At 67.8% G+C, this 22,785-nt stretch carries 13 protein-coding genes; 5 read left to right on the top strand and 8 right to left on the bottom strand.

Annotation, left to right across the window (positions count from 1 at the left end; translation table 11 throughout):
• Window positions 1-4: 4 nt before the first annotated feature.
• A complete protein-coding gene (locus EBL84_RS07645; RefSeq protein ID WP_223806972.1) occupies window positions 5-817 on the bottom strand; it encodes a polysaccharide pyruvyl transferase family protein in 813 nt (270 codons plus the stop codon).
• Window positions 818-869: 52 nt separating this feature from the next.
• Window positions 870-2,114 carry an ABC transporter ATP-binding protein gene (locus tag EBL84_RS07640; protein ID WP_123140270.1) on the bottom strand — a complete coding sequence of 415 codons (1,245 nt, stop codon included), beginning with the start codon at window positions 2,112-2,114 and terminating at the stop codon, window positions 870-872.
• Window positions 2,115-2,882: 768 nt separating this feature from the next.
• Here EBL84_RS07640 and EBL84_RS07635 point away from each other — a divergent pair.
• The gene (locus tag EBL84_RS07635; protein ID WP_223806074.1) at window positions 2,883-3,557 is read left to right on the top strand and encodes a TetR/AcrR family transcriptional regulator; all 675 of its coding nucleotides are present in this window, start codon (window positions 2,883-2,885) and stop codon (window positions 3,555-3,557) included.
• A 40-nt stretch (window positions 3,558-3,597) separates the two neighbouring features.
• On the opposite strand, the gene EBL84_RS07630 is transcribed toward EBL84_RS07635, so the two are convergent.
• From EBL84_RS07630 to EBL84_RS07605, 6 genes are all read right to left on the bottom strand, one after another.
• Window positions 3,598-4,011 (bottom strand): MaoC family dehydratase, encoded by a 414-nt coding sequence (locus EBL84_RS07630; RefSeq protein WP_123140268.1) that lies wholly within the window; start codon window positions 4,009-4,011, stop codon window positions 3,598-3,600.
• A 14-nt stretch (window positions 4,012-4,025) separates the two neighbouring features.
• Complete coding sequence (locus EBL84_RS07625; RefSeq protein WP_123140267.1) at window positions 4,026-5,669, bottom strand: electron transfer flavoprotein-ubiquinone oxidoreductase; 1,644 nt, start codon at window positions 5,667-5,669, stop codon at window positions 4,026-4,028.
• Between the two features lie 10 nt (window positions 5,670-5,679).
• Window positions 5,680-7,455, bottom strand: a complete 1,776-nt coding sequence (locus EBL84_RS07620) for an acyl-CoA dehydrogenase (protein ID WP_123140266.1) — start codon at window positions 7,453-7,455, stop codon at window positions 5,680-5,682.
• A gap of 16 nt (window positions 7,456-7,471) precedes the next feature.
• The gene (locus EBL84_RS07615) at window positions 7,472-8,401 is read right to left on the bottom strand and encodes an electron transfer flavoprotein subunit alpha/FixB family protein (RefSeq protein ID WP_123140302.1); all 930 of its coding nucleotides are present in this window, start codon (window positions 8,399-8,401) and stop codon (window positions 7,472-7,474) included.
• 15 nt (window positions 8,402-8,416) lie between these two features.
• Window positions 8,417-9,169 (bottom strand): electron transfer flavoprotein subunit beta/FixA family protein, encoded by a 753-nt coding sequence (locus EBL84_RS07610; protein ID WP_123140265.1) that lies wholly within the window; start codon window positions 9,167-9,169, stop codon window positions 8,417-8,419.
• A gap of 97 nt (window positions 9,170-9,266) precedes the next feature.
• Complete coding sequence (locus tag EBL84_RS07605; RefSeq protein WP_123140264.1) at window positions 9,267-10,925, bottom strand: acyl-CoA synthetase; 1,659 nt, start codon at window positions 10,923-10,925, stop codon at window positions 9,267-9,269.
• A gap of 293 nt (window positions 10,926-11,218) precedes the next feature.
• Between EBL84_RS07605 and recC the strand changes: the two genes are divergently transcribed.
• From recC to EBL84_RS07585, 4 genes are read left to right on the top strand one after another with little or no spacing between them, the layout of a single operon-like run.
• Complete coding sequence (gene recC / locus EBL84_RS07600; RefSeq protein ID WP_123140263.1) at window positions 11,219-14,710, top strand: exodeoxyribonuclease V subunit gamma; 3,492 nt, start codon at window positions 11,219-11,221, stop codon at window positions 14,708-14,710.
• Window positions 14,700-18,416 carry an exodeoxyribonuclease V subunit beta gene (recB, locus tag EBL84_RS07595; protein ID WP_123140262.1) on the top strand — a complete coding sequence of 1,239 codons (3,717 nt, stop codon included), beginning with the start codon at window positions 14,700-14,702 and terminating at the stop codon, window positions 18,414-18,416. The genes recC and recB overlap by 11 nt, the downstream gene beginning before the upstream one ends.
• Window positions 18,413-20,452 carry an exodeoxyribonuclease V subunit alpha gene (gene recD, locus EBL84_RS07590; protein WP_123140261.1) on the top strand — a complete coding sequence of 680 codons (2,040 nt, stop codon included), beginning with the start codon at window positions 18,413-18,415 and terminating at the stop codon, window positions 20,450-20,452. The genes recB and recD overlap by 4 nt, the downstream gene beginning before the upstream one ends.
• Window positions 20,449-22,782: a Lon protease family protein gene (locus EBL84_RS07585; RefSeq protein WP_123140260.1), complete on the top strand. Its 2,334-nt coding sequence runs from the start codon at window positions 20,449-20,451 to the stop codon at window positions 22,780-22,782. Before recD ends, EBL84_RS07585 begins: the two co-directional genes overlap by 4 nt.
• Window positions 22,783-22,785 lie beyond the last annotated feature (3 nt).

The raw sequence follows: 22,785 nt of genomic DNA, 5'->3' as shown, positions 1-22,785 counted from the left end.
GGGGTCAGTCACCCTGGTCGATCAGCTCCAGAACCCGTTGATGGAAGGCGCGATTGCTTGCCCGACAGGCCTCCAGCATCTCTGGTTGGGCGCGGCTGGCGCCCGCAAGTAGCCGCCAGCCCTCGACATCGCGACAGACATAGGGGGAGGGGGTGCGTGCACGCAGCCGCCCGAGCAGTCGCTGCAGTCGCCCCGGGCGCTCCCAGATCGCCGGGTACAGGGTTGGGGGATGACGCAGGGTGAGAAACTTGGAGTTGAACGGGAAGGCGAGCACCCGCCGCCCGAGCAGCATGCCCCAGTACAGGCCGTGGTAGGAGCTGGTGATGATGGTCTCGCCCGAGGCGAGAAAGGCGATGGTCTCCTCGAAATCGGCCTGATCGTTGCGCAGGTTGGGCCACTCCAGGATCGGCAGTGGGCGTGAACGGTGAGAGAAGACCACGAATTCGTGATGCGGCGCCGGCGGGGCGTCGAAGATCGGGTGCATGCAGCTGGCGCAAGGCACCCAGGGGTGGGCAAAGCCGTCGTCGCGGATTCCGACGAGGTCGAACCCCTCGAGGAAGCGAGCGTAGGGGAACTCGGGATAACGTTGCCACCAGGGGCCGGTATCGAGTTGCTGGCCGACCCCCCAGGCGATGAGCCGCCCCGTCCTGGTGGCGGTCCTGATCCGCTCGATGGCGGGCAGGAAGAAGGTGTCGAGCAGACCGCCGCCACCGAGGATGACGATGGCCTCGTCGAGGTCGAGTGACGTCTCGTCGATCAGATCCGCGCGCACCACCTCGTGGTCGGGGAAGTCGAAATAGCGCGTCGGCGCGCTCATCTGATCGCCGATATTCGGATCATCACGATGGAAATTGATAATGCGTCTCATCTTATGCGCCGACATAGGCTCGACCGTCGAGTACCCAGGAAGCAGGCAACGAGAGCATGCGCGCCGAGGCCTCATTGGCCTCGTTACCCTGTGACTTCACCATGAACACCTTCAGCGCCTCGCCGATGTAGACCATCCGTCGGTTGCGATCGAGCAGGGCAAAACGGATGTTGTAGGTCCCGGGGGCGAGGGGATAGGTATCGATCCGGTATTCGACCTCGTGTTCGCCGGCTGCGAGGTCGGGCCGTTCGGCGATCCCGGCGGTCGAACCCGAGTCGAGATAAACGAAGTCCGTGGTATGGGTGCCGATCACGATCTCGGGTTGTTCGAGCGCGACATGGAGCTTGAAGCGCACCCGGACCTTGAGCGGCCCGCCGGACTCGACGGCATCGGTCGGGCTGTCCTGGTCGTCGAGCAGGGTTACGCTGAGGACCTCCGCCTCGCCGGAGGTGTCGATACGGGCGTGCTTGAGGATCGCTTCCGAGTGATCGGCCAGGACCTTCTCGTTGCTCTTCTGGTAGTAAAGGTCAACGACTGGTTGAGGGGCATCATCCATCAGCACGCGCCCGCGTTCGAACAGCATCACCCGCGAGCAGATGCGCGAGACCTGACGAATGTTGTGACTGACCAGCAGAACGGTCTTGCCGCGCCGCCGGATCAGGTCTTCCATACGATCGAAACACTTGCGCTGGAAGGCGAGATCACCGACGGCGAGGACCTCGTCGACGATGAGGATCTCCGAGTCGATGCTGGTGGCGACGGCGAAGGCGAGCTTGACCTTCATCCCCGAGCTGTAACGCTTGACCGGGGTGTCGATGAAGGCCGACATCTCGGCGAAATCGACGATTTCGTCGAATTTTTCCTCGATCCGCTGACGCGACATGCCCAGAATGGCGCCGTTGAGATAGACGTTCTCGCGTCCGGTCAGGTCCGGGACGAAACCGGCGCCGACCTCGATCAGCGGCGCAATCCGGCCATCCACTCTGATCGTTCCCGAGGTCGGGCTGGTGATGTTCGCAAGCAGCTTCAGCAAGGTACTCTTGCCGGCGCCGTTGTGTCCGATGATACCGACGACTTCACCTTCCTCGATGCTGAAACCGACATCGTCGAGTGCCTTGAAGGGCGGGGTCTCGGTCGGTGCTTGGCCAAGAATGCGGCGCGCCTGATTGACGAGTGAGCTCTTCAGACTATGTAGCTGACCGAGCTTGAACTCCTTGGTCAGATGCTCGACTTCGATGATCGACATATTGAGGTACGTCCATGAATGCAGTCGATAATGGACTGAGTGAGTGATCGAACCGGCAGCGGGCGGAGCATGGGGCCGGTTGGTCCGGGTAACGTTCGATAGCTTCTTCATGGGTGAGAGGATTGTCAAACGTCGGGGCAAACGGAGACGCAACACGCTTCGGTTGCTATGTGGCGCTGGTTACGGACTTGGATGAGCTGGCGCTGATGCGTGTTGGGCTACATGCAGGTGGATCAGGCGTGACGCTGAGGGGTTGGTTCGCCGCGCCGGGCATTCTGCTGGCGGCAGAAGACGATGGCTTCGTGTTCGGCCCAGTCGCCACGCGGAGCGGGGCCTGAGCGGCCCTCACCCTTGATTGCGCATAACATATATTATGTTAACTCTTGGGCAAGATATTCCCATTGGTTTCTTTTTGGACTTTCCTCAAAAGCCTACCTAAAGGACGGAAACCAGTCATATAAGTTAGACTTGTCAAATATTCGTTTAGATAGTTTATAAGTAAAAAGCAACATGCTACTCTCGATCAACATCCCATAACGGCAGCGATCCAGAATGAGACCAAACCCACCAACAGACCCAGCTCGAGAAGAAGCAATCCTAAGGTTGGCACGCGAGCGTCCTGAGCTCGGACAGGCGTCGATCTCACGTCTGCTCTGCGCCTCAGGGCTCAGAATCTCACCATCCGGCGTCCGCTATGTCCTCCAACGCCACGGACTCGAGACCCAGGTAAAGCGTCTCAGGGCGCTGGTACGCAGTTCACCAAAAGGAATGGAATCACTCGACCAACGTCAACGCGCCCTGCTCGCTCGTGGCGCGCTGTCCGAGGACGAACCCGCCGAGGACGCTCCGCCACGAGATCGCAAGACCCGTATCCTCGATGCGGCCGCAGAGCTCTTCTTCGACCTCGGCTACGACGGCACCTCCATCCGCGATATCGCCGGAAAGGTGGGCCTGTTGCCAGGCTCCGTCTATCACTATTTCCCTTCGAAGGAGGAACTCTATCTCGCCGTACATCGCACCGGAATCACCAGGGTCGAGGCCAGGATCAAGGCCGCCATCGCGGATCTAGACGACCCCTGGGAGCGATTGCGCGTCGCTTGCGAGGTCCATGTCGCCGGAATCGTCGAGGGATCACCGGTGGACAGGATCACCGGACGCAACCTGGCGCTGGTGGGAAAGCACAACCTGCTCAAGCGCATCACGCCCTTTCGCAAGACCTACGAGAATCTGTTCAGGGAGTTGATCGAGGATCTTCCGGTCGCCCCGGACACCGATCGTTCGCTGTTGCGCCTGTTCCTGCTCGGCGGGATGAACTGGGCATGCCTGTGGTACCGCCGCGGCATCCGCTCCCCTGAGGAGATCGCCGACATCATGCTCGATATGGTACGCCAGGGCGTGCAGTCGACGCATCATCTGACACAAACGAACACGGGAGACACCTGACCGGCATCTCCCGTACTCGATATCGCTCCAATCGGAGCGGTCAGGCTTGCAACCAGGGTACGTACATTCGCGCCTCACCAGAGATCAGGAGCCGATCCGTCTCGGCGTCCACACAGCGCGTCTCCAGGGTGACGATCGGCTTGTCGGTACGGATTGCGGTGATCTCGACCGAGGCGGTGACCGGCATGTCGAGATAGACCGGCGCCTTGAAATTGAGCTCCTGGCCGAGATAGATCGCACCGTCGCCCGGCAGATGATGGCCAAGCAAGGCCGACAACAGACTCGAGACCAGGATCCCGTGAACGATCCGCTCACCGAATCGCGTCTCGGCTGCATAGACGGGGTCGAGATGCACGGGATTACAGTCGCCCGAGAGTTCGGCAAAGAAACGCACATCGGCCTCGCTGAAGGCCCGGGTCAGGGTTGCGCGCTGACCGATTTCGAGGGTCGGCATCCTTGGTTCCTCATTCACATGTTCGGATAGTTCGGGCCACTACCGCCCTCGGGGGCGACCCAGGTGATATTGGCCGCCGGGTCCTTGATGTCGCAGGTCTTGCAGTGCACACAGTTGGCTGCATTGATCTGCAGACGCGGGTCATCACCGCCCTCGCCCACCAGCTCGTAGACCCCGGCCGGACAGTAGCGCTGCGCGGGTTCCGCATACTCGGCCAGATTCGAGCCGGTCGGGATCGACGGGTCGGCCAGATGCAGATGACAGGGTTGATCCTCCTCGTGTGCCGTATTGGCGAGATAGACCGAGGAGAGCCGATCGAAGCTGAGCACCCCATCGGGCCCGGGATAGCTGAGCGGCTCGCTCAGTGCGGCAGGTTCCAGCCAGGTATGGTCCGGCGCATCGCCCGGACGCCGGATCGGTCGTCTGCCGCCGAGCAGGCGCTGATCCAGGCTGTTGACAGCCCCACCGAGCAGGGTCCCGAAACGGTGCAGCGATCGGCCGAAGTTGCGACCGACACGCAGGTCCTCGTACAGCCAGGATGCACGCAACCGCGCCTCGAGACCCGTCAGCTCGCGCCCACCGGGATCACCGACGGCGAAGGCCGCAAGGATCTCCTCGGCGACCAACATCCCGCTCTTGAGCGCGGTATGAACCCCCTTGAGCTTGGCGTTGTCGAGCGTACCGCCCTCGCACCCGGCCAGACAGCCCCCGGGGAAGTGCTGTCTGGGCAAGGCATCGAAACCACCCTTGGCCAGCGCGCGTGCGCCATAGGCGATCCGTCTTCCCCCCTCAAGGGTGGCGGCGAACAGCGGGTGGTGCTTCATCCGCTGGAACTCGTCGAAGGGACTGAGCCAGGGATTGGGATAATCGAGATCGACGATCAACCCGACGGCGACCTGACACCTGCTCAGGTGATAGAGGAAGAAGCCACCATGGGTTCCCTCTGGCAAGGGCCAGCCGGTACCGTGCTGCACCAGCCCGAGCTCGTGCCGATCCGCCGCGATCTCCCACAACTCCTTGATGCCCAAGGCATGATGCTGAGGAGTCGACTCGGCATCCAGGCCGAAGCGCTGGTAGAGTTGCTTGCCGAGATGGCCCCGACACCCCTCGGCGAAGACGGTCTGGCGCGCCCTCAACTCGACCCCGGGGGCATGATTGTCCTTGGGACGGCCATCGGCGCCGATCCCCATGTCGCCGGTGGCGACACCGATCACCTCACCGTGCTCGCCGAACAGCACCTCGGTGGCGGCGAACCCAGGGAAGATCTCGACGCCCAGACCCTCGGCCTCAGCGGCCAACCAGCGACACAGGTTGCCGAGACTGACCAGATAATTGCCTGCATTATGTAAACTCGGGGGCGAGATCGCCTCGGGGATCCGCCAGCTGCGTTGCGCATCGCGCAGCAGATACAGCTCCTCGCGCTCGACCGGGGTCTCCAAAGGCGCGCCGCGTTCACGCCAGTCCGGGATCAGCTCATCAAGACCCCGGGTCTCGATCACCGCGCCCGAGAGGATATGAGCACCGACCTCGGCCCCCTTCTCCACCACGCACACGCTCGGCGCCGGGTCGGCCTGCGCCAGCCGGATCGCGGTCGCCAGCCCGGCCGGTCCGGCGCCGACGATCACCACGTCGAACTCCATCAGATCGCGTTCGCTCATCGACGACTCCTCAGAATTGCCCTGCATCGAGCGCCATCAGGGTCGTCGATCCGGCCAGCACCGAGGTCAGCGCCGCCTGGGTCCGTGCCAGCACGTGCTCGCAATAGAAACGGGCCGTCTTGAGCTTGGCATCGAAAAAGAGCGCATCGCCCTCCCCGTCCTCGATCGCGCGATGCGCAGCCAGTGCGCTGCGCACCTGCATCCAGCCACCACAGAGATAGCCCAGCAGCATCAGCAACTCGACGCTGACGGCACCGGCCAACTGGCGATCGTCTGGCGCCTCGCGCAGCACCCAGTCGCACGCCCGTCGTGCCGCGGCGAGCCCATCGGCGAAGGGGGCGACGAGTACGACCAGAGACGCCTCCTCGGCCTGCCGGAGCACGCCGAGCGTTTCCTCCATCTCATCGAACAACACCCCGATCGCCCGCCCCTCGTCGGCGAGCAGCTTGCGCGAGATCAGATCGAGCGCCTGGATCCCGGTCGTCCCCTCGTAGATGGTGAGGATGCGTGCGTCGCGATAGTGCTGCGCCACCCCGGTCTCCTCGACGAAGCCCATGCCGCCGTGGACCTGGATCGCCAGCGAGGTCAGTTCCTGGGCGAACTCGGTGATCCAGCCCTTGACGATCGGGGTGAAGAGTTCGAGCCTGGCCTGATGATGCGCCCGACGCGCACCCTCATTCGCGCCCCGCGCCCGGTCGGCTTCGGCCGCGGTCTCCAGCACCAGGGCGCGCATCGCCTCGATGCCACTCTTCATCGTCATCAGCATCCGCCGCACGTCCGGGTGCGCGATGATCGCCACCCGCGTGCCGTCACGACGCGTGCCCTGCAACCGCTCCATCGCATACAGACGCGCCTGCTGATAGGCGCGCTCGGCAATCGCCAAGCCCTGCAGGCCGACGACCTGGCGCTCACGGTTCATCATGGTGAACATATAGGCGAGCCCGCGATGCGGCTCGCCGACCAACTCGCCCCAGGCGTCGTCGAACGCCATCACACAGGTCGGGCTGCCATGGATGCCGAGCTTGTGTTCGAGTGAGAGACAGCGCACCCCATTGGCCTCGGCCGGGTCGCCATGCGCGTCCAGCCGATACTTGGGGACCACGAACAGCGAGATCCCCTTCACCCCGGGCGGCGCATCGGGCAGTCGCGCGAGCACCAGGTGGACGATGTTGTCGGTCATCCGGTGATCGCCCCAGGTGATGAAGATCTTCTGACCGCTGATGCGGTAACCCTCTCCATCCGGCACCGCGCGGGTCTTGATCGCCGCCAGATCCGAGCCGGCGTCGGGCTCGGTGAGGTTCATCGTGCCGGTCCACTCGCCACTGCTCAGACGCGGCAGATAACGCGCGCGCAGGGTCTCGTCGCCGTGCTCGGCAAGGGCCTCGATCGCGCCTTCGGTGAGCATCGGGCAGAGCGCCAGCGACAGGTTGGCCGCGTGCCAGATCTCGCTGACCGCGGCATTGAGCACATCGGGCAACCCCTGTCCGCCATGGCCTTCGTCGACCTTGAGCGACTGCCAGCCCCCCTCGGCGAACTGCCGATAGGCAGCGGCGAAACCGGGCGTCTCCACCACGCCCCCCTCACCCATCCGGGCACCCTCACGGTCACCGACGACATTGAGCGGCGCCAACACCTCGGCGCCGAAGCGCGCGGCCTCGTCGATCAGGCTGTTGGCAAGGTCCAGATCCACGCCCTCGAAGCCGTTCTCGACACAGAGTCCGTCGAAATCGATCAGATGGCGAAGGACGAAATCACTCTCGCGATAGCAATGCTGATAGCTGCTCATGGTTATACCAAGGGAGTCAGAGTGCTTCGATAAGTTCGGGCACGGCCTCGAACAGATCGGCGATCAGCCCGTAGTCGGCAACCTCAAAGATCGGCGCGTCCGGGTCCTTGTTGATCGCCACCACCACCTTCGAATCCTTCATCCCCGCCAGGTGCTGGATCGCCCCCGAGACGCCGAGCGCGATATAGAGCTCGGGCGCGACCACCTTGCCGGTCTGGCCGACCTGCAGGTCGTTGGCGACGAAGCCGGCGTCCACCGCCGCACGCGAGGCGCCGACGGCGGCGTCGAGCCGATCGGCGAGCCGATAGACCAGCTCGAAGCCCTCGCGACTGCCGAGTCCGCGACCACCGCTGACCACCACCCGCGCGCTGGTCAGCTCCGGGCGCTCGGACTCGGCCAGCTGCTCGCCGACCAGCCGAGTCGCGACCGCCTCGATCACCTGCTCGAGCTCGACCACCTCGGCCGTGCCGCCAGCGGGCTCGACCGCGGCGAAGGCGGTCTGACGCACCGTCAGCACCTTCACCGGGTCGTCGCTCTCCACCGTGGCGATGGCGTTACCGGCATAGATCGGTCGGCGAAACCGCGCCGGGGACTCGACCGCAATCACCTCGGAGACCTGATTGACCCCGAGCAGCGCCGCTGCCCGCGGCATCAGATCCTTGCCCGAGGTGCTGGCCGCAGCCAGCAGATGGCTGTAGCCGGGCGCGACCGCCACCACCAGCTCGGCGAGATTCTCGGCGAGCCGATCGGCATAGACCGGGGCATCGGCCACCAGCACGCGCTCGACGCCAGGAAGCACGCGGGCGGACTCGATCGCCGCCGCACAGTCATGCCCGACCACCAGCAGGTCGCAGGGTCCATCGAGTTCGCCGGCGGCGCCCAGGACGTTGAGTGTCGCCGGCGCCAGCCGGCCCCTGTCCTGTTCCGCGATCACCAGAGTGCGCATCATCCCCTCCTCCATTCAGATCACCTGTGCCTGTCTCAGCCGCTCGAGCAGCTCGCCGACCGACTCGACCCGGATCCCGCCGGCGCGCGGCTCGGGCGGATGTACCGCCAGCAGGCGCGGCCCCGCTGCCGGAGAGACCCCGAGCTGCTCGGCTCCGGTGTGCGCGATCGGCTTGCGCCGGGACTTCATGATGTCGGGGGCACGGATGAAACGCGGGGTGTTGAGTCGCAGGTCGGTGGTGATCACCGCCGGCAGTCGCAACGCCAGGGTCTGCAGACCACCGTCGACCTCGCGGACGACCTCGATGCCCTCGTCCACCACCTCGAGTCCGGAGACGAAGGTGCCCTGGGGATAACCGAGCAGACCGGCGAGCATCTGCCCGACCTGGTTGTTGTCACCGTCGATCGACTGCTTGCCGAGCAGCACCAGCCCCGGCTGCTCCTCGCGCACCAGCGCCGCGAGCAACTGGGCGATCCCCAGCGGGCCGAGATCGGCATCCTCGGCCGTCTCGACCCAGATGGCGCGATCGGCCCCCATCGCCAACGCGGTCCGCAGCTGTTCCTGCACCGCCTTGGGACCGACCGAGACGGCCACCACCTCATCGGCCTTGCCGTCCTCGCGCAACCGGACGGCCGCCTCGACGGCGATCTCGCAGAAGGGATTGATGGCCATCTTGACGTTGGCCAGGTCGACGTCCGAGTGATCGGACTTGACCCTGACCCTGACGTTGTAGTCGATGACCCGCTTGATCGGGACCAGTATCTTCATGACGCTCCTCCTCGGGCCCCAGTCATCGACAGGGGCCGGTACGACGACGGTCGTCGCCTCGTCTCTCTCCATCACTCGATCTCGGTCGATACGGCGTTCAGGCCGTCGCGACCTCGCTCTGGGCATCGTTCGCCCACTGGCGCAGGAGATACTTCTGCAGCTTGCCGGTGGGGGTGCGTGGCAGGGTGGCGAAGACCACATACTTGGGCGCCTTGAAATGGGCCATGCGGGCGCGGCAATAGTCGATCACCGCCTGCTCGCTAAGCTCGGCGTCGGCGACCAGGGTGATGAAGGCACAGGGCACCTCGCCCCACTTCTCGTCGCGCTTGGCGACCACGGCGACGTCCTGCACCAGCGGATGGCCGAAGAGCACCTCCTCGACCTCGATCGAGGAGATGTTCTCGCCACCCGAGATGATGATGTCCTTGGAGCGGTCCTTGATCTCGACATAGCCGTCCGGGTGCCAGACGGCGAGATCGCCACTGTGGAACCAGCCGCGATCGAAGGCGCGTCGGGTGGTGTCCGGGTTCTTCAGATACCCCTTCATCACCAGGTTGCCGCGGATCATGATCTCGCCCAGGGTCACGCCGTCCTGGCGGATCGGCTGCAGGGTGGCGGGATCGGCGACCATGATCGCCGCCTGCATCGGCATCCGTACCCCCTGGCGCGCCTTGAGCCGTGCCCGCTCCTCCAGCGCCAGCCCGTCCCACTCGTCGTTCCAGGCACAGGCCACACAGGGACCATAGGTCTCGGTCAGTCCGTAGACATGGGTGACCTCGAAGCCCATCGCCTCCATCCCGGCGATCACCGACGAGGGCGGCGGCGCACCGGCGGTCATCACCCGCACCGACTGGGTGATCGCGGCCTTCGCCTCGGCCGGCACCTCGTTGATCATCTTCAGCACGATCGGCGCGCCGCACAGATGGGTCACGCCCTCACGGGCGATGGTCTCGACGATGGTGTGTGCCCGTACATGACGCAGACAGACATTGACCCCGGCCATCGCCGCCATGGTCCAGGGGAAGCACCAGCCGTTGCAGTGGAACATCGGCAGGGTCCAGAGATAGACCGCGTGGTTGGGCAGTCCCCAGCTCAGCACGTTGTTGATCGCGCCGAGATAGGCCCCGCGATGGTGATAGACCACCCCCTTGGGATCACCCGTGGTGCCCGAGGTGTAGTTGAGGGTGATCGCCCGCCACTCGTCGTCGGGCACCGACCACTGATGATCGGGATCGCCCTCGGCGAGGAAGGACTCGTAGTCGATCTCGCCGATCGGCGCCTGGGCATCGGCGAAGTCCGGGTCGGCAATGTCGATCACCAGGATCTCGCGCTCGATGCGCGCCAGCGCCCGACCGACGACCTCGGCGCACTCGCAGTCGACCAGTACCGCCCTCGCCTCGGCGTGTTCGAGGATGAAGGCGATCGCCGGGGCATCGAGTCGGGTATTGATGGAGTTGAGCACCGCCCCGGCCATGGGCACGCCGAAATGCGCCTCGAAGTGTGCCGGAATATTGGGGGCGACGATGGAGACGGTGTCGCCGCGGCCGATCCCGCGCCGTTCGAGCGCGCTGGCGAGCTGGCGACAGCGACGATAGGTCTCGGCCCAGTCGCGCCTGATCGTGCCATGCACCATGGCCAGTTTGCGAGGATGGATCGCCGCGGTGTGCTCGATGAAGTTCAGCGGACTGAGCGGCTCGTGGTTGGCCGCTCTCGGCTCGAGGTCCTGCTCGTAGAGATCAACGACTGGCTCGGACATACGTTCCTGTAACTCCGATGGTGTTGAGAACCGCTTCCCTGATTTTCAGCCGGAAGCCTGCGCCTGCCTGATTGCGATTCGGCAATGACGCTATCACCCCAAAAACTAGCTTGTCAAACGATCGTGTGAAAAGTTTTTCGTGATTGCCACGACATCCCGGCCGGTCATCGTCCCATCGCGATCACGGCGACTCGGCAGCCGCGGATTGATCGCCCCCGGCTCCTGATGCAGGATGGGACGGGAACATCGAAGCCCGACGAGGGCGAGCGGATACACGAGAGGAGTCGCACGGGGTGACGAGATCTGGGGACTGGCCCACCGGGTTCATGCTGATCCAGGGCAACCGGCTGGAGTCACTGCGCGACCTGCTGACCACCTGGGTGGCACGCTACCCGCTCCACCCGCTCGAGGACGAGGTGGTGCTGGTGCAGAGCAACGGCATCGCCCAGTGGATCAAACTCGCCCTCGCCGAACCGGCGGGGGGCGAACTCGGTGGCGGCTGCGGCATCTCCGCCGCGCTGCGGGTGATGCTGCCGGGACGCTTCGTCTGGGAGGCCTACCGCGGCGTGCTCGGCGCATTGCCGCCAAGCTCCCCCTATGACAAGGCGCCACTCACCTGGCGCATCCACCGGCTGCTCGGCGAGCTGCTGCAACGCCCCGCCGATCCGGTGCTCGCGCCGCTACACGCCTTCATGCACGGCGAGGAGAGCGCGCGCCGACGTCATCAACTCGCCGAACGACTCGCCGACCTCTTCGACCAGTACCAGGTCTATCGCGCCGACTGGCTCGAGGCCTGGGGATGCGGCAAGGACGTCCTGATCCGCGCCGACGCCACGCAACAGCCCGTGCCCGAGCAGCAGCGCTGGCAACCGCTGCTGTGGCGACTGCTCCACCAGGACCTCGCCGGGACGACCACCGACGACCCGCTCGCCCAGGCCAGCCGCGCCGAGATCCACCGTCGCTTCCTCGCCACGGTCGAGGACGCCGCCCCGGCCCGGCTGCCGCGGCGGGTGATCGTCTTCGGCATCTCCTCGCTACCGCGCCAGACCCTCGAGGTACTCGAGGGCATCGCCGCCCACAGTCAGGTGATGCTCTTCGTCCACAATCCCAGCCGACACTACTGGGGCGACATCATCGAGGGTCGCGCACTCTTCGCCCGCGCCTATGGGCGCAACCACGCGCGCAAGGTCCCCGAGGACGTCGACGAGACCGCCCTCCATCTCCACGGTCACCCGCTGCTCGCCGCCTGGGGTCGGCAGGGGCGCGACTACATCCGTCTGCTCGACGAGCACGACCGGCGCGAGCACTACGAAGGCGTGTTCCGCCAGCAGTCGCTCGACATCGACCTGTTCGAGTCCGCCACCGAGCACCATCTGCTCGCCCAGCTCCAGGACGACATCCTCGACCTGCGACCGCTCGGCGAGCGCCAGCAGCAGAACACGGCGATCGATCCCACCGACGACCACAGCCTGGGCTTCACCATCGCCCACAGCGCCCAGCGTGAGGTCGAGATCCTCCACGACCAGCTGCTCGCCGCATTCGTCACCGCCGAGGCCGAGGGCCGCCCACTCGCCCCGCGCGAGATCCTGGTGATGGTCCCCGACATCGACCTCTATGCGCCGCACATCGCTGCGGTGTTCGGCCGCATCCCGCGCCGGGATCCGCGTCATCTGCCCTTCCACATCGCCGACCAGGGCGAGCGCCACCGCAATCCGCTGCTGATCGGGGTCGCCACGCTGCTCGACCTGCCGCGAGCGCGCTTCACCGTCACCGAGTTGCTCGATCTGCTCGACATCGCCGCGCTGCGCGCGCGTTTCGGTCTCACCGAGGGCGAGCTGCCCCGGCTGCGCAGCTGGATCATCGGCGCCAACGTGCGCTGGGGACTCGACGGGCGCCAGCGCGAACACCTCGGACTGCCCGCCGCGGCCGAGCGCAACACCTGGCGCTTCGGACTGCGGCGGATGCTGCTCGGCTTCGCCGCCGGCGCGACCTGCGCCTGGCGCGGGATCGAGCCGCACGCCGAGGTCGGCGGCCTGGAGGCGACACTGCTCGGCCCGTTGATCGACCTGCTGGAGACCCTGGAGCGCTACTGGGAACGACTCGACCAGCCGCGCACCCCGGGCGACTGGGTCACGACCATCGAGCAACTGCTCGAGGATTGTTTCAGCCCCTGCGGCGAGAGCGACGAGCTGGCCCTGGCGCGCGTACGCGAGAGCCTCGAGCAGTGGGACGAGGACTGTCGTCAGGCCGACGCCGGCGCCGAGCCCCTGCCGCTGGAGGTGCTGCGCGACACCCTGCTGCGCGGGCTCGACGCACCCAGCCTCACCCAGCGCTTTCTCGGCGGCGCGATCAACTTCGCCACGCTGATGCCGATGCGCGCCATCCCCTTCCGCCAGATCTGGCTGCTGGGGATGAACGACGGCGACTATCCGCGCAACCATCGCCCCCCCGACTTCGACCTGATGGCCGACGACTACCGCCCGGGCGATCGCTCGCGCCGCGAGGACGACCGCTATCTCTTCCTCGAGGCGCTGCTCTCGGCACGCGAGCGGCTGTCGATCAGCTGGATCGGGCGCGACATCCGCGACAACACCCCCAAGACCCCCTCGGTCCTGGTCGGTCAGCTGCGCGACCACCTCGCCGCCGGTTGGCGCTGCGCCAACCCCGACGGCGACGGTCAGACGCTGCTCGCCGCGCTCACCACCGAGCACCCGCTGCAGCCCTTCAGTCGCGCCTACTTCCGCCCCGGTCGCGACCCCCGGCTGTTCACCTATGCCAGCGAGTGGCGCGCAATCCACGACACACCCGGCACCGACGACGACAGCGATCTCCCCACCTGGAGCCCGGAAGGACCGCTCGACCTGCGTCGACTCGCCCAGTTCCTCCGCGCCCCGGTCGATGCGCTGTTCCGTCAGCGTCTCCAAGTCGACCGCCCGCGCGCCAGCGAGCGGCCATCCGATGTCGAGACCTTCGCCCTCGACGGCCTGCTCAACTGGCAGCTCAGCGACCAGCTGATCACCGAACTGTTCGATCCCGCCGACGTCGAACTCGCACTCGCCCCCCGGCTGGAGGCCGCGCTCGAACGGCTGCAGGCCCGGGGCGAACTGCCCGCGGGCGCCCAGGGCGAGTTGCTCGCCGCCGGCATCGGCGAGCGACTGCTGCCGCTCCACCAGCGCTGGCAGACACTGCGTCGCGAGTATCCACGCGATCTCGGGCACCCCTCACCGCTCAGCCTCGAACACCGCACCGACGGCGATGTGGCGCTGCGTCTCGAGGACCAGCTCGCCCCCCGGCTCGGCGCCGAGCACCAGGACACACGCATCCAGCTCCGGCTCAGCGCCAGCAGCATCGTCAAGGACAAGCACTACCGCTGGCACCAGATCGTCGAGCACTGGTTGCACCATCTCGCCGCCCAGCTCAACGGTGAGCCGGTCGCCACCTGGGTGCTCACCCCGGCGGGTCGGCTGCACCTGCGTCCGCTCGATCCCGAACTCTCGCGTACCCGTCTCCAACGACTGCTCGCGGCCTGGTGGGCGGGGATGCGCGCGCCGCTGCCGGCGACCCTGGAGACCGGCATCGCCTGGCTCGGACGCCGCGACGACGCCCCGGACCTCGAACCGTCTTTCACCGCGGCCCTGGAGCACAGCGGTTATCTCGCTCGCTGCTATCCCGACGCCTCAAGCCTCCAGCGACATCCCGAGTTCACCGACTGGGCCGAGCGGCTCTATACCGACCTGCACACCGACATCAAGAACCCCGACCAGGCCACCTGGGATGACAGCTGAACCCAATCGTCTCGACCCACTCGCCATCCCGCTTTGCGGCGCCCGTCTGATCGAGGCCAGCGCCGGCACCGGCAAGACCTTCACCCTGGCGATGCTCTATCTCCGTCTGGTGCTCGGTCACGGTGTCGCGCTCGGCGCACGCACCCGGCTGCAGCCACCCGAGATCCTGGTGGTGACCTTCACCAACGCCGCCACCGACGAGCTGCGCGGGCGCATCCGCGCCCGGCTGGTCGAGGCCGCCGCCGCCTTCCGCTGTCCGGAGACGGACAGCGGCGATCCGTTGCTCGCCCGGCTGCGTACGGAGATGAGCGCGCACACCGACCCCAACCTCTGCGCCCGTCATCTCGAACAGGCCGCCGAGTGGATGGACGAGGCGGCGATCTCGACCATCCACGCCTGGTGTCACCGGATGCTGCGCGAGCACGCCTTCGACAGCGGCAACATGTTCGAGCTGGAACTGGAGAACGATGCCGCGCCGCTGCTGCGTCAGGCCGTCGAGGACTATTGGCGCAGCTGCTACGGCGGACTCGATCGCGCCACCCTCGCCCGGGTCCACGTGCATTGGTCGTCCCCGCTCGCGCTCGAACAGCGACTCGCCCGACTGCTCGGGCTGCGCGAGCACGCCCCGAGGGCGCCCGAACAACCGCCCGAGACGATCATCGCCGACGTGCTCGAGACGCGTCGCCGACGGATCGAGACGCTCAAACAGGCGTGGTCGGAGCAGGATTGGTGCGGCCAGCTCGAGACCCTCTTCGAGGAGGCCGCCGCGCGCAAGGCATTCAACCAGCGCCAGCTCAACAGCAAGCATCGCGCCGATGTCATCACGCAACTGCGTGCCTGGATCCTCGACCCCGAGGCCGAACACCCCGCACTGAAGGCCGACAGCCGCTCCTGGCAGCGCATGTCATCACGGGCCGTCGCAGAGATCTGGAAGGATGACGCCCCACCCGTCGATCATCCCGCCTGCCGTGCGCTCGAGACGCTCTTCGAGCAGCTCGCCGACCTCCCGGAACTCCAACCGCCGCTGCTCGCCCACGCCCTGCACCGGGTTGCCGAACGCATCGAGGAGGAGAAGCGCGCGCGCGCCCTGCTCACCCAGCACGATCTGCTTGAACGACTCGACCAAGCGCTGCAGGGTCCGCAGGGCGCGCGCCTGGCGGCCACCATCCGCCGTCAGTTCCCCTTCGCCCTGGTCGACGAGTTCCAGGACACCGACCCGCTGCAGTACCGCATCTTCGCCACCGTCTACCGCCCCGAGGAGAACGCCCCCGAGACCGGACTGTTCATGATCGGCGACCCCAAGCAGTCGATCTATGCCTTCCGCGGCGCCGACATCCACACCTATCTGCGCGCCCGCGCCGCCACCGCGCCCCGGCACTACAGCCTCGACACCAACTATCGCTCCTGCCCGGCGCTGATCGAGGGCATCAACGCGCTCTTCGCCCAGGCCGAGCAACGCCCCGGCGGCGCCTTCCTGTTCCGCGACCAGACCGCCGACCCGGTCCCCTTCCTCGCCGTCTCGCCCAATCCGAGCCGCGCCGAGGACGACCGCCTCAGGATCGACGGCGAACCCGCCCCGGTGCTCCAGGCCTGGGTGCTCGACGGCGATGAGGGCAAACCGCTCGGCAAGGGGGACTATGCCCAGCGGATGGCCGCCTGCACCGCGCGTACCATCGTCTCGCTGCTCGAACAGGGTGCCAGCGGGCGTGCCACCCTCCCCGATGGACGGGGCGGACACCGCCCGTTGCGCGCCGGCGACATCGCGGTCCTGGTCAATCGCCATCAGGAGGCCGCACAGGTCCGCGCCGAACTGCACCAGCTCGGCGTGGCGAGCGTCTATCTCTCCGAGCGCAACAGCGTCTATCAGAGCCGCCAGGCCCACGACCTGCTCCTGCTGCTGCGCGCCGTCGCCGATCCCTTCGACGAGCGGCTGATGCGTCAGGCGCTGGCCTGCGACCTCATCGGCCTGCCGCTCGACCAGCTCGACCGGCTCAACCACGACGAACTCTACTGGGACGACTGCGGCGAACGGCTCAGGCGCTATCACCAGCTGTGGCGCACCCAGGGGGTGTTGCCGCTGCTCTATCGCGTCATCGCCGACTTCGCCATCGCACCCCGGCTGCTCGCCCGCACCGATGGTGAGCGTGCGCTCACCGACCTGCTCCATCTCGGCGAGCTGCTCGCCCGCGCCAGCCAGCAACTCGACGGCGAGCAGGCCCTGGTGCGCGCGCTCGAGGCGCGTATCCAGGGCGAGAGCGGCGAAGATGCCGAGACCCAGCAGCTGCGACTGGAGAGCGACGCCGACCTGGTGCAGGTGATCACCATCCACAAATCCAAGGGGCTGGAGTATCCGTTGGTATTCGTCCCCTTCGTCGCCACCACCCGTCAGGTACGCAGCGACGACCTCCCGCTCAAGACCCATGATGCCGAGGGCCGACTGCGGCTCCATCTCCATGCCGCGCCGACGCTGGTCGAGCAGGCCGAAGGCGAGCGCCTCGGCGAGGACCTGCGCAAGCTCTATGTCGCCCTCACCCGGGCGCGCGACGCACTCTGGCTCGGACTCGGCGCCACCAAGGAGCTGCCGGTCACCGCGCTCGGTCATCTGCTCGGGATCGACGAACCCTCTGCGCTCCGAGAGAGACTCGCGCACTGGCCGGCACTCACCACGCTCGACGAGCCGAGAGCGACCACGCCGCTCGCGCAGACCGCGGCAGAGGTCTCGCTCGACAGCGCCCGGCCACCACCACACCGGCCACCACGCCCCTGGTGGATCACCAGTTACTCGGCGCTCGCCCGCCACAGCGCCAGCGAGGAGCCCGACGACACGCCGGGCGAGCGCGAGACCGCCGCCCAGGAGACCGCTTTCGAGGAGGCGCTGGCCGAGGCCCCGAGGGCGAGACCGGTCGAGCCGACGCGCCTCACCGGGCTGCACGCCTTCCCGCGCGGCAGTCGCTACGGCACCTTCCTCCACGGCCTGCTCGAATGGGCCGCGACCCTCGAATGGCGCGCCCCCGAGGGCGAGACCCTGCGCGGCTACCGCGCCGCGCTCGCCGCCACCGCGCTGCGCCGCGAGACCATCGCGCGCCGCTGCAACAGACGCGGGCTGACCGACTGGATCGACACACTCGATCAGTGGCTCGCCGGCTATCTGACGCGCACCTGGTCGCTCGCCGCGATCGACGGCGCCGATCTCCGGCTCGCCGCACTCGACCCCGAGCGCCTCCAGGTCGAGCTCGAGTTCTGGATCCAGACCCGCGCCGTCGACACCGCCGCGCTCGATGCCCTGGTGCGCCGCCACATCGCCCCCGGCGCGGCGCGCCCGGCGCTCGAGCGCCAGCGCCTCGAGGGCATGCTCAAGGGCTTCATCGACCTGGTCTTCGAGCACCAGGGACGCTTCTACCTGCTCGACTGGAAGTCCAACTGGCTCGGCCCGGACGATGCCGCCTACGCTCAGACGGCGATGCGCGAGGCGGTGCTCGCCGCGCGCTACGACCTGCAGTACGCGCTCTATCTGCTCGCGCTCCATCGTCTGTTGCGCGCACGCCTGCCCGACTATGACCCCGAGCGTCACCTCGGCGGCGCCATCTACGCCTTCCTGCGCGGCGCCGCGGCAAGCTCCCAGGGACTCCATCTCGACCGCCCGCCGGTGGCCTTCATCGAGGCGCTCGACCGGCTCTTCGCCGGCGAACGGGAGGCGGCGGCATGAACGACATGAACGAGACGGCCCGGACGCTCTTCGACGAGCTGGCCCTGTGGGTCGAACAGGGTGTACTGCGCGCACTCGATCTCGCGCTCGCCCGCTTCGTCCAGCGCGAAGCGGGCGAGCAGGACCCGGCGGTGCTGCTCGCCGTCGCCCTGGTCAGCGAGCGCAATGGTCACGGTCACGTCTGTCTCGACCTCGGCGATGCGCTCGCCCACCCCGAGACCCTGCTCGCCAGCGACACCGAGCGCCCGCCCGAGCCCGGCATCCACGACGCGCTCACCGCCCGACTCGCCGGGCTCGACCCCGCCGCCTGGGCGGCGCGACTCGGCGCCAGCAGCGCCGTCTGCGATCTCGCCGGCAGCGACGACGACGGCTGCGCGCCGCTGGTGCTCGCCGGCACGCCCCGACGCCCGCTGCTCTATCTGCGCCGCTACTGGCGCTACGAGCGGATCATCGAACAGGGCATCGCGCAGCGTCTGACGCGCCCTCAGCCTCTCGACCCGGCACGGCTGCGCCCGCTGCTCGCCGATCTCTTCCCCGCCGAGCATGGCGATCCCTGGCAGCGGATCGCCTGCGTGCTCGCCGCGCGCAGTCCCTTCGCGGTGATCACCGGCGGTCCCGGCACCGGCAAGACCACCACCGTGGTGCGTCTGCTCGCGCTGCTCCAGGGGCTCGCGCTCGCCGCCGACCGGGCGCCGCTGCGCATCCGTCTGGCCGCCCCCACCGGCAAGGCCGCCGCCCGGCTCAACGCCTCGATCGCCCCTCGGGTAGCCGACCTGCCGGTGGCCGAGTCGCTGCGCGCGACCATCCCCACCGCGGTCTCGACCCTGCATCGGCTGCTCGGCCCGATCCCCGACAGTCGCGCCTTCCGCCACCACGCCCGCAACCCGCTCGACGCCGACCTGGTGGTGGTCGACGAGGCCTCGATGGTCGATGTCGAGCTGATGGCCGCGCTGATCGAGGCGCTGCGCCCCGAGACCGCGCTGGTGCTGCTCGGCGACAAGGACCAGCTCGCCTCGGTCGAGGCCGGGGCGGTGCTCGGCGATCTCTGCCGCCGCGCCAGCGCCGGACACTACACCGAGGCGACCGCCGCCTGGGTCGGCGCCGCCTGTGGTCAGTCACTCCCGCCCGAGACCCTCGACGATGCCGGCACACCGCTCGACCAGGCCATCGCCATGCTCAGGCACAGCTATCGCTTCCGCGCCGAGGGCGGGATCGGCGCGCTGGCCCAGCGCATCAACACCGAGCCCGCGCCCACCCGCACCGAGATCCAGGCGCTCTTCACCGCCCCCCAGCAAGAGGCGCTCGGGGTGATCGCCGAACTGACGGTCCGGACCCCCGACGATCCCGCGCTGATCGACCTGGTGGTCTCCGGCTACCACGGCTATCTCCGCCTGATGCGAGCGCAGGCCCCCGCCGCGGAGGCCGACAACACCGAGATCGACGACTGGGCACGCGCCGTGCTCGCCGCCCACGGCGAGTTCCAGCTCCTCGCCGCGCTGCGCCACGGCCCCTGGGGCGTGGCCGGACTCAACGCCAGGATCGCTGACTGGCTCACCCGCGCCGGGCTGCTCGACGGCACCGATCACGCCTGGTTCGCCGGGCGACCGGTGCTGATCACCCGCAACGACTACGGGCTGCGGCTGATGAACGGCGACATCGGTATCGCTCTGGAGACGCCGCTGCGCGACGCCGACGGTGGACAGCGGCGGGTGCTGCGTGTCGCCTTCCCGCACCCCGACGGCGGCGACGCCATCCGCTGGGTGCTGCCGAGCCGGTTGCAGGCGGTGGAGACGGTGTTCGCGATGACGGTGCACAAGTCCCAGGGCTCGGAGTTCACCCATACCGCCCTCGCCCTGCCCGACCACCCCACCCCGGTGCTCACCCGCGAGCTGATCTATACCGGCATCACCCGTGCCCGCGAGCGTTTCACCCTGGTCCATCAGAGCCCACGGGTGCTCGAGGCCGCGCTGCGGCGCCGCGTCAGGCGCGTCAGCGGGCTACGGCTGGGCGCCGAAGACGAGGAGCAGAGATCATGACCGCCCTGCCTGCCTCTGCGCTGCGGCTCTGCTGCGACCCCGAGCGACTGGCCTTCACCACCACCGCCGAGCTGCAGCCGCTGACGGGCTTCATCGGTCAGGATCGCGCGCTCGAGGCGATCGGCCTGGCCATCGACATCCGTCATCGCGGCTACAACCTCTTTGCCATCGGTCCCGCCGGCAGCGGCAAGTCGGCGCTGGTGCTCGACGCGCTGCGACGGCGCGCTCGACGCGACCCGCTCCCGGACGACTGGTGTTATGTGCACGACTTCAGCCATCCACACCACCCCAGGGCGCTACGCCTGTCGCCGGGTCAGGGCCCCGGACTGGCCCGCGACATGGAGCGGCTGGTGAGGGACCTGCAACGGGCACTGCGACGCGCCTTCGAGAGCGACGACTACCGCAACCGCGCCCGCGCCATCGAACACGGTCTCGAACAACGTCGGGAGCGGGGTGTGGCACTGCTGCGTACCCAGGAGGGCCTGAGTCTGGCGCCACTGCAAGAGGGCAAGGCGATGGCGCCCGAGGCCTTCGCCGCGCTCGAACCCGAGCAGCGCGCAAGCATCGAGACCGAGATCGAGCAGCTGCGCGAGGCGTTGCACGCGGTGATGGATCAGGTGGCGCGCTGGAAGCGCCATTGCGAGGAGGAGATCGACCGGCTCAACAGCGATCAGGCGCGCGGCGCGGTGCGTCATCTCTTCGAGGAGATCGAGCGCCGTCACCACGGCCAACCCGACACCCTGGCCTATCTGCATGCGGTCGAGGACGACGTGATCGCGCACTTCGACCAGTTCCTCGTCACCGACGAGGAACCGCAAAACCCCCAGGACGGCACCCCCTGGATGCATCGCTACCGGGTCAATCCGCTGCTCTCGCACCAGGACGATGGCGGCGCGCCGGTGGTGCAATGCGACCTGCCCAGCCCCCGCGAGCTGGTCGGGCGCATCGAGCACCGCGCCGTGCTCGGCGCGCTCGAGACCGACTTCACCATGATCCGTCCCGGCGCGCTGCATCGCGCCAACGGCGGCTATCTGGTGATCGAGGCACGCAAGCTGCTCGCCCAACCCCTCGCCTGGGAGACGCTCAAACGCGCGCTGCACAACGACGAGATCCGCTTCGACTCGCCCGAGGGCGGCAACGGCCCGCTGACCACCGTCTCGCTGGAACCCGAACCGATCCCGCTCCGGGTCAAGGTGGTGTTGCTCGGCGAGCACATGCTCTATGCCCTGCTCGCCGAGGCCGACCCGGAGTTCGAGGAGTTGTTCAAGGTCAGCGCCGAGTTCGAGGAGCGGCTGCCGCGCGACCCCGAGCACGAACACGCCCTGGCGCGACTGGTCGCCAGCTGGGTCCGGGATTCGCGGCTACGTCACTTCTCGCGTACCGCCGTCGCCCGGGTGATCGAGCACAGCGCCCGGCTCGCCGGCGAGCGCACGCATCTCAGCGGCCAGATGCGCGCGCTCGCCGATCTGGTCCACGAGGCCGACCATCATGCCGGGGTCCGCGGCACCGAGCTGGTCGAGGCCGAAGACGTCGATCGGGCGCTCGCTGCGCGCCGGCGCCGCTGCGACCGCATCAGCCGCCGCATCCAGGAGGCGATCCTCGAGGACACCCTGCGCATCGCCACCACCGGGCACCTGCCGGGCCAGGTCAACGGCCTGGCGGTGGTCGAACTCGGCGCCAGCGGCTTCGGCCACCCGGTGCGGATCAGCGCCAGCGCGCGCGCCGGCGAGGGCGAACTGATCGACATCGAGCGCGAGGTCGCGCTCGGCGGGCCGCTCCACTCCAAGGGCGTGCTGATCCTCTCGGGCTTCATCGCCGGGCGCTATGCCCGCCACCAGCCGCTCTCGCTCGCCGCCAGCCTGGTGTTCGAGCAGTCCCACGGCCCGATCGACGGCGACAGCGCCTCGGCCGCCGAACTCTGCGCCCTGCTCTCGGCGCTCTCCGGGCTGCCACTGCGTCAGTCGCTGGCGATCACCGGCGCAATCGATCAGCACGGCGCCATCCAGGCCATCGGCGGGATGAACGAGAAGATCGAGGGCTTCTTCGCGCTCTGCCGGGCGCGAGGGCTCGACGGCGAGCAGGGGGTGTTGATCCCGACGGCCAACGTCAGGACGCTGATGCTCTCGAACGAGCTGGTCGCGGCGGTCGCCGCCGGCGAGTTCCACATCCACGCCGTCGCGGACATCGACGAGGCCATCGCCCTGCTCACCGCGACCCCTGCCGGGGAGCGCGACGGCGCCGGTCGCTACCCCGAGGGCAGCGTCAACCAGCGTGTCGAGCAGACATTGATCGAGCATGCTCGGGCGATCGCAGCCGCCCGAGGCGGCTGAAGC

It is taken from the genome of Marichromatium sp. AB31 (genome assembly GCF_003718685.1).
Lineage (GTDB): Bacteria > Pseudomonadota > Gammaproteobacteria > Chromatiales > Chromatiaceae > Marichromatium > Marichromatium gracile.
The sequence above is the reverse complement of the archived record's forward strand: the minus strand, read 5'-3'. Positions and strand labels throughout refer to the sequence as shown.

Bases quoted from the DNA above. Each gene is read 5' to 3' on its own strand.
- EBL84_RS07610 (WP_123140265.1), bottom strand. From the start codon at position 9,169: ATGAAGATACTGGTCCCGATCAAGCGGGTCATCGACTACAACGTCAGG.
- EBL84_RS07620 (WP_123140266.1), bottom strand. From the start codon at position 7,455: ATGAGCAGCTATCAGCATTGCTATCGCGAGAGTGATTTCGTCCTTCGC.
- EBL84_RS07605 (WP_123140264.1), bottom strand. From the start codon at position 10,925: ATGTCCGAGCCAGTCGTTGATCTCTACGAGCAGGACCTCGAGCCGAGA.
- recB (WP_123140262.1), top strand. From the start codon at position 14,700: ATGACAGCTGAACCCAATCGTCTCGACCCACTCGCCATCCCGCTTTGC.
- EBL84_RS07625 (WP_123140267.1), bottom strand. From the start codon at position 5,669: ATGAGCGAACGCGATCTGATGGAGTTCGACGTGGTGATCGTCGGCGCC.
- EBL84_RS07615 (WP_123140302.1), bottom strand. From the start codon at position 8,401: ATGCGCACTCTGGTGATCGCGGAACAGGACAGGGGCCGGCTGGCGCCG.
- EBL84_RS07585 (WP_123140260.1), top strand. From the start codon at position 20,449: ATGACCGCCCTGCCTGCCTCTGCGCTGCGGCTCTGCTGCGACCCCGAG.
- EBL84_RS07645 (WP_223806972.1), bottom strand. From the start codon at position 817: ATGAGCGCGCCGACGCGCTATTTCGACTTCCCCGACCACGAGGTGGTG.
- EBL84_RS07635 (WP_223806074.1), top strand. From the start codon at position 2,883: ATGGAATCACTCGACCAACGTCAACGCGCCCTGCTCGCTCGTGGCGCG.
- EBL84_RS07630 (WP_123140268.1), bottom strand. From the start codon at position 4,011: ATGCCGACCCTCGAAATCGGTCAGCGCGCAACCCTGACCCGGGCCTTC.
- EBL84_RS07640 (WP_123140270.1), bottom strand. From the start codon at position 2,114: ATGTCGATCATCGAAGTCGAGCATCTGACCAAGGAGTTCAAGCTCGGT.
- recD (WP_123140261.1), top strand. From the start codon at position 18,413: ATGAACGACATGAACGAGACGGCCCGGACGCTCTTCGACGAGCTGGCC.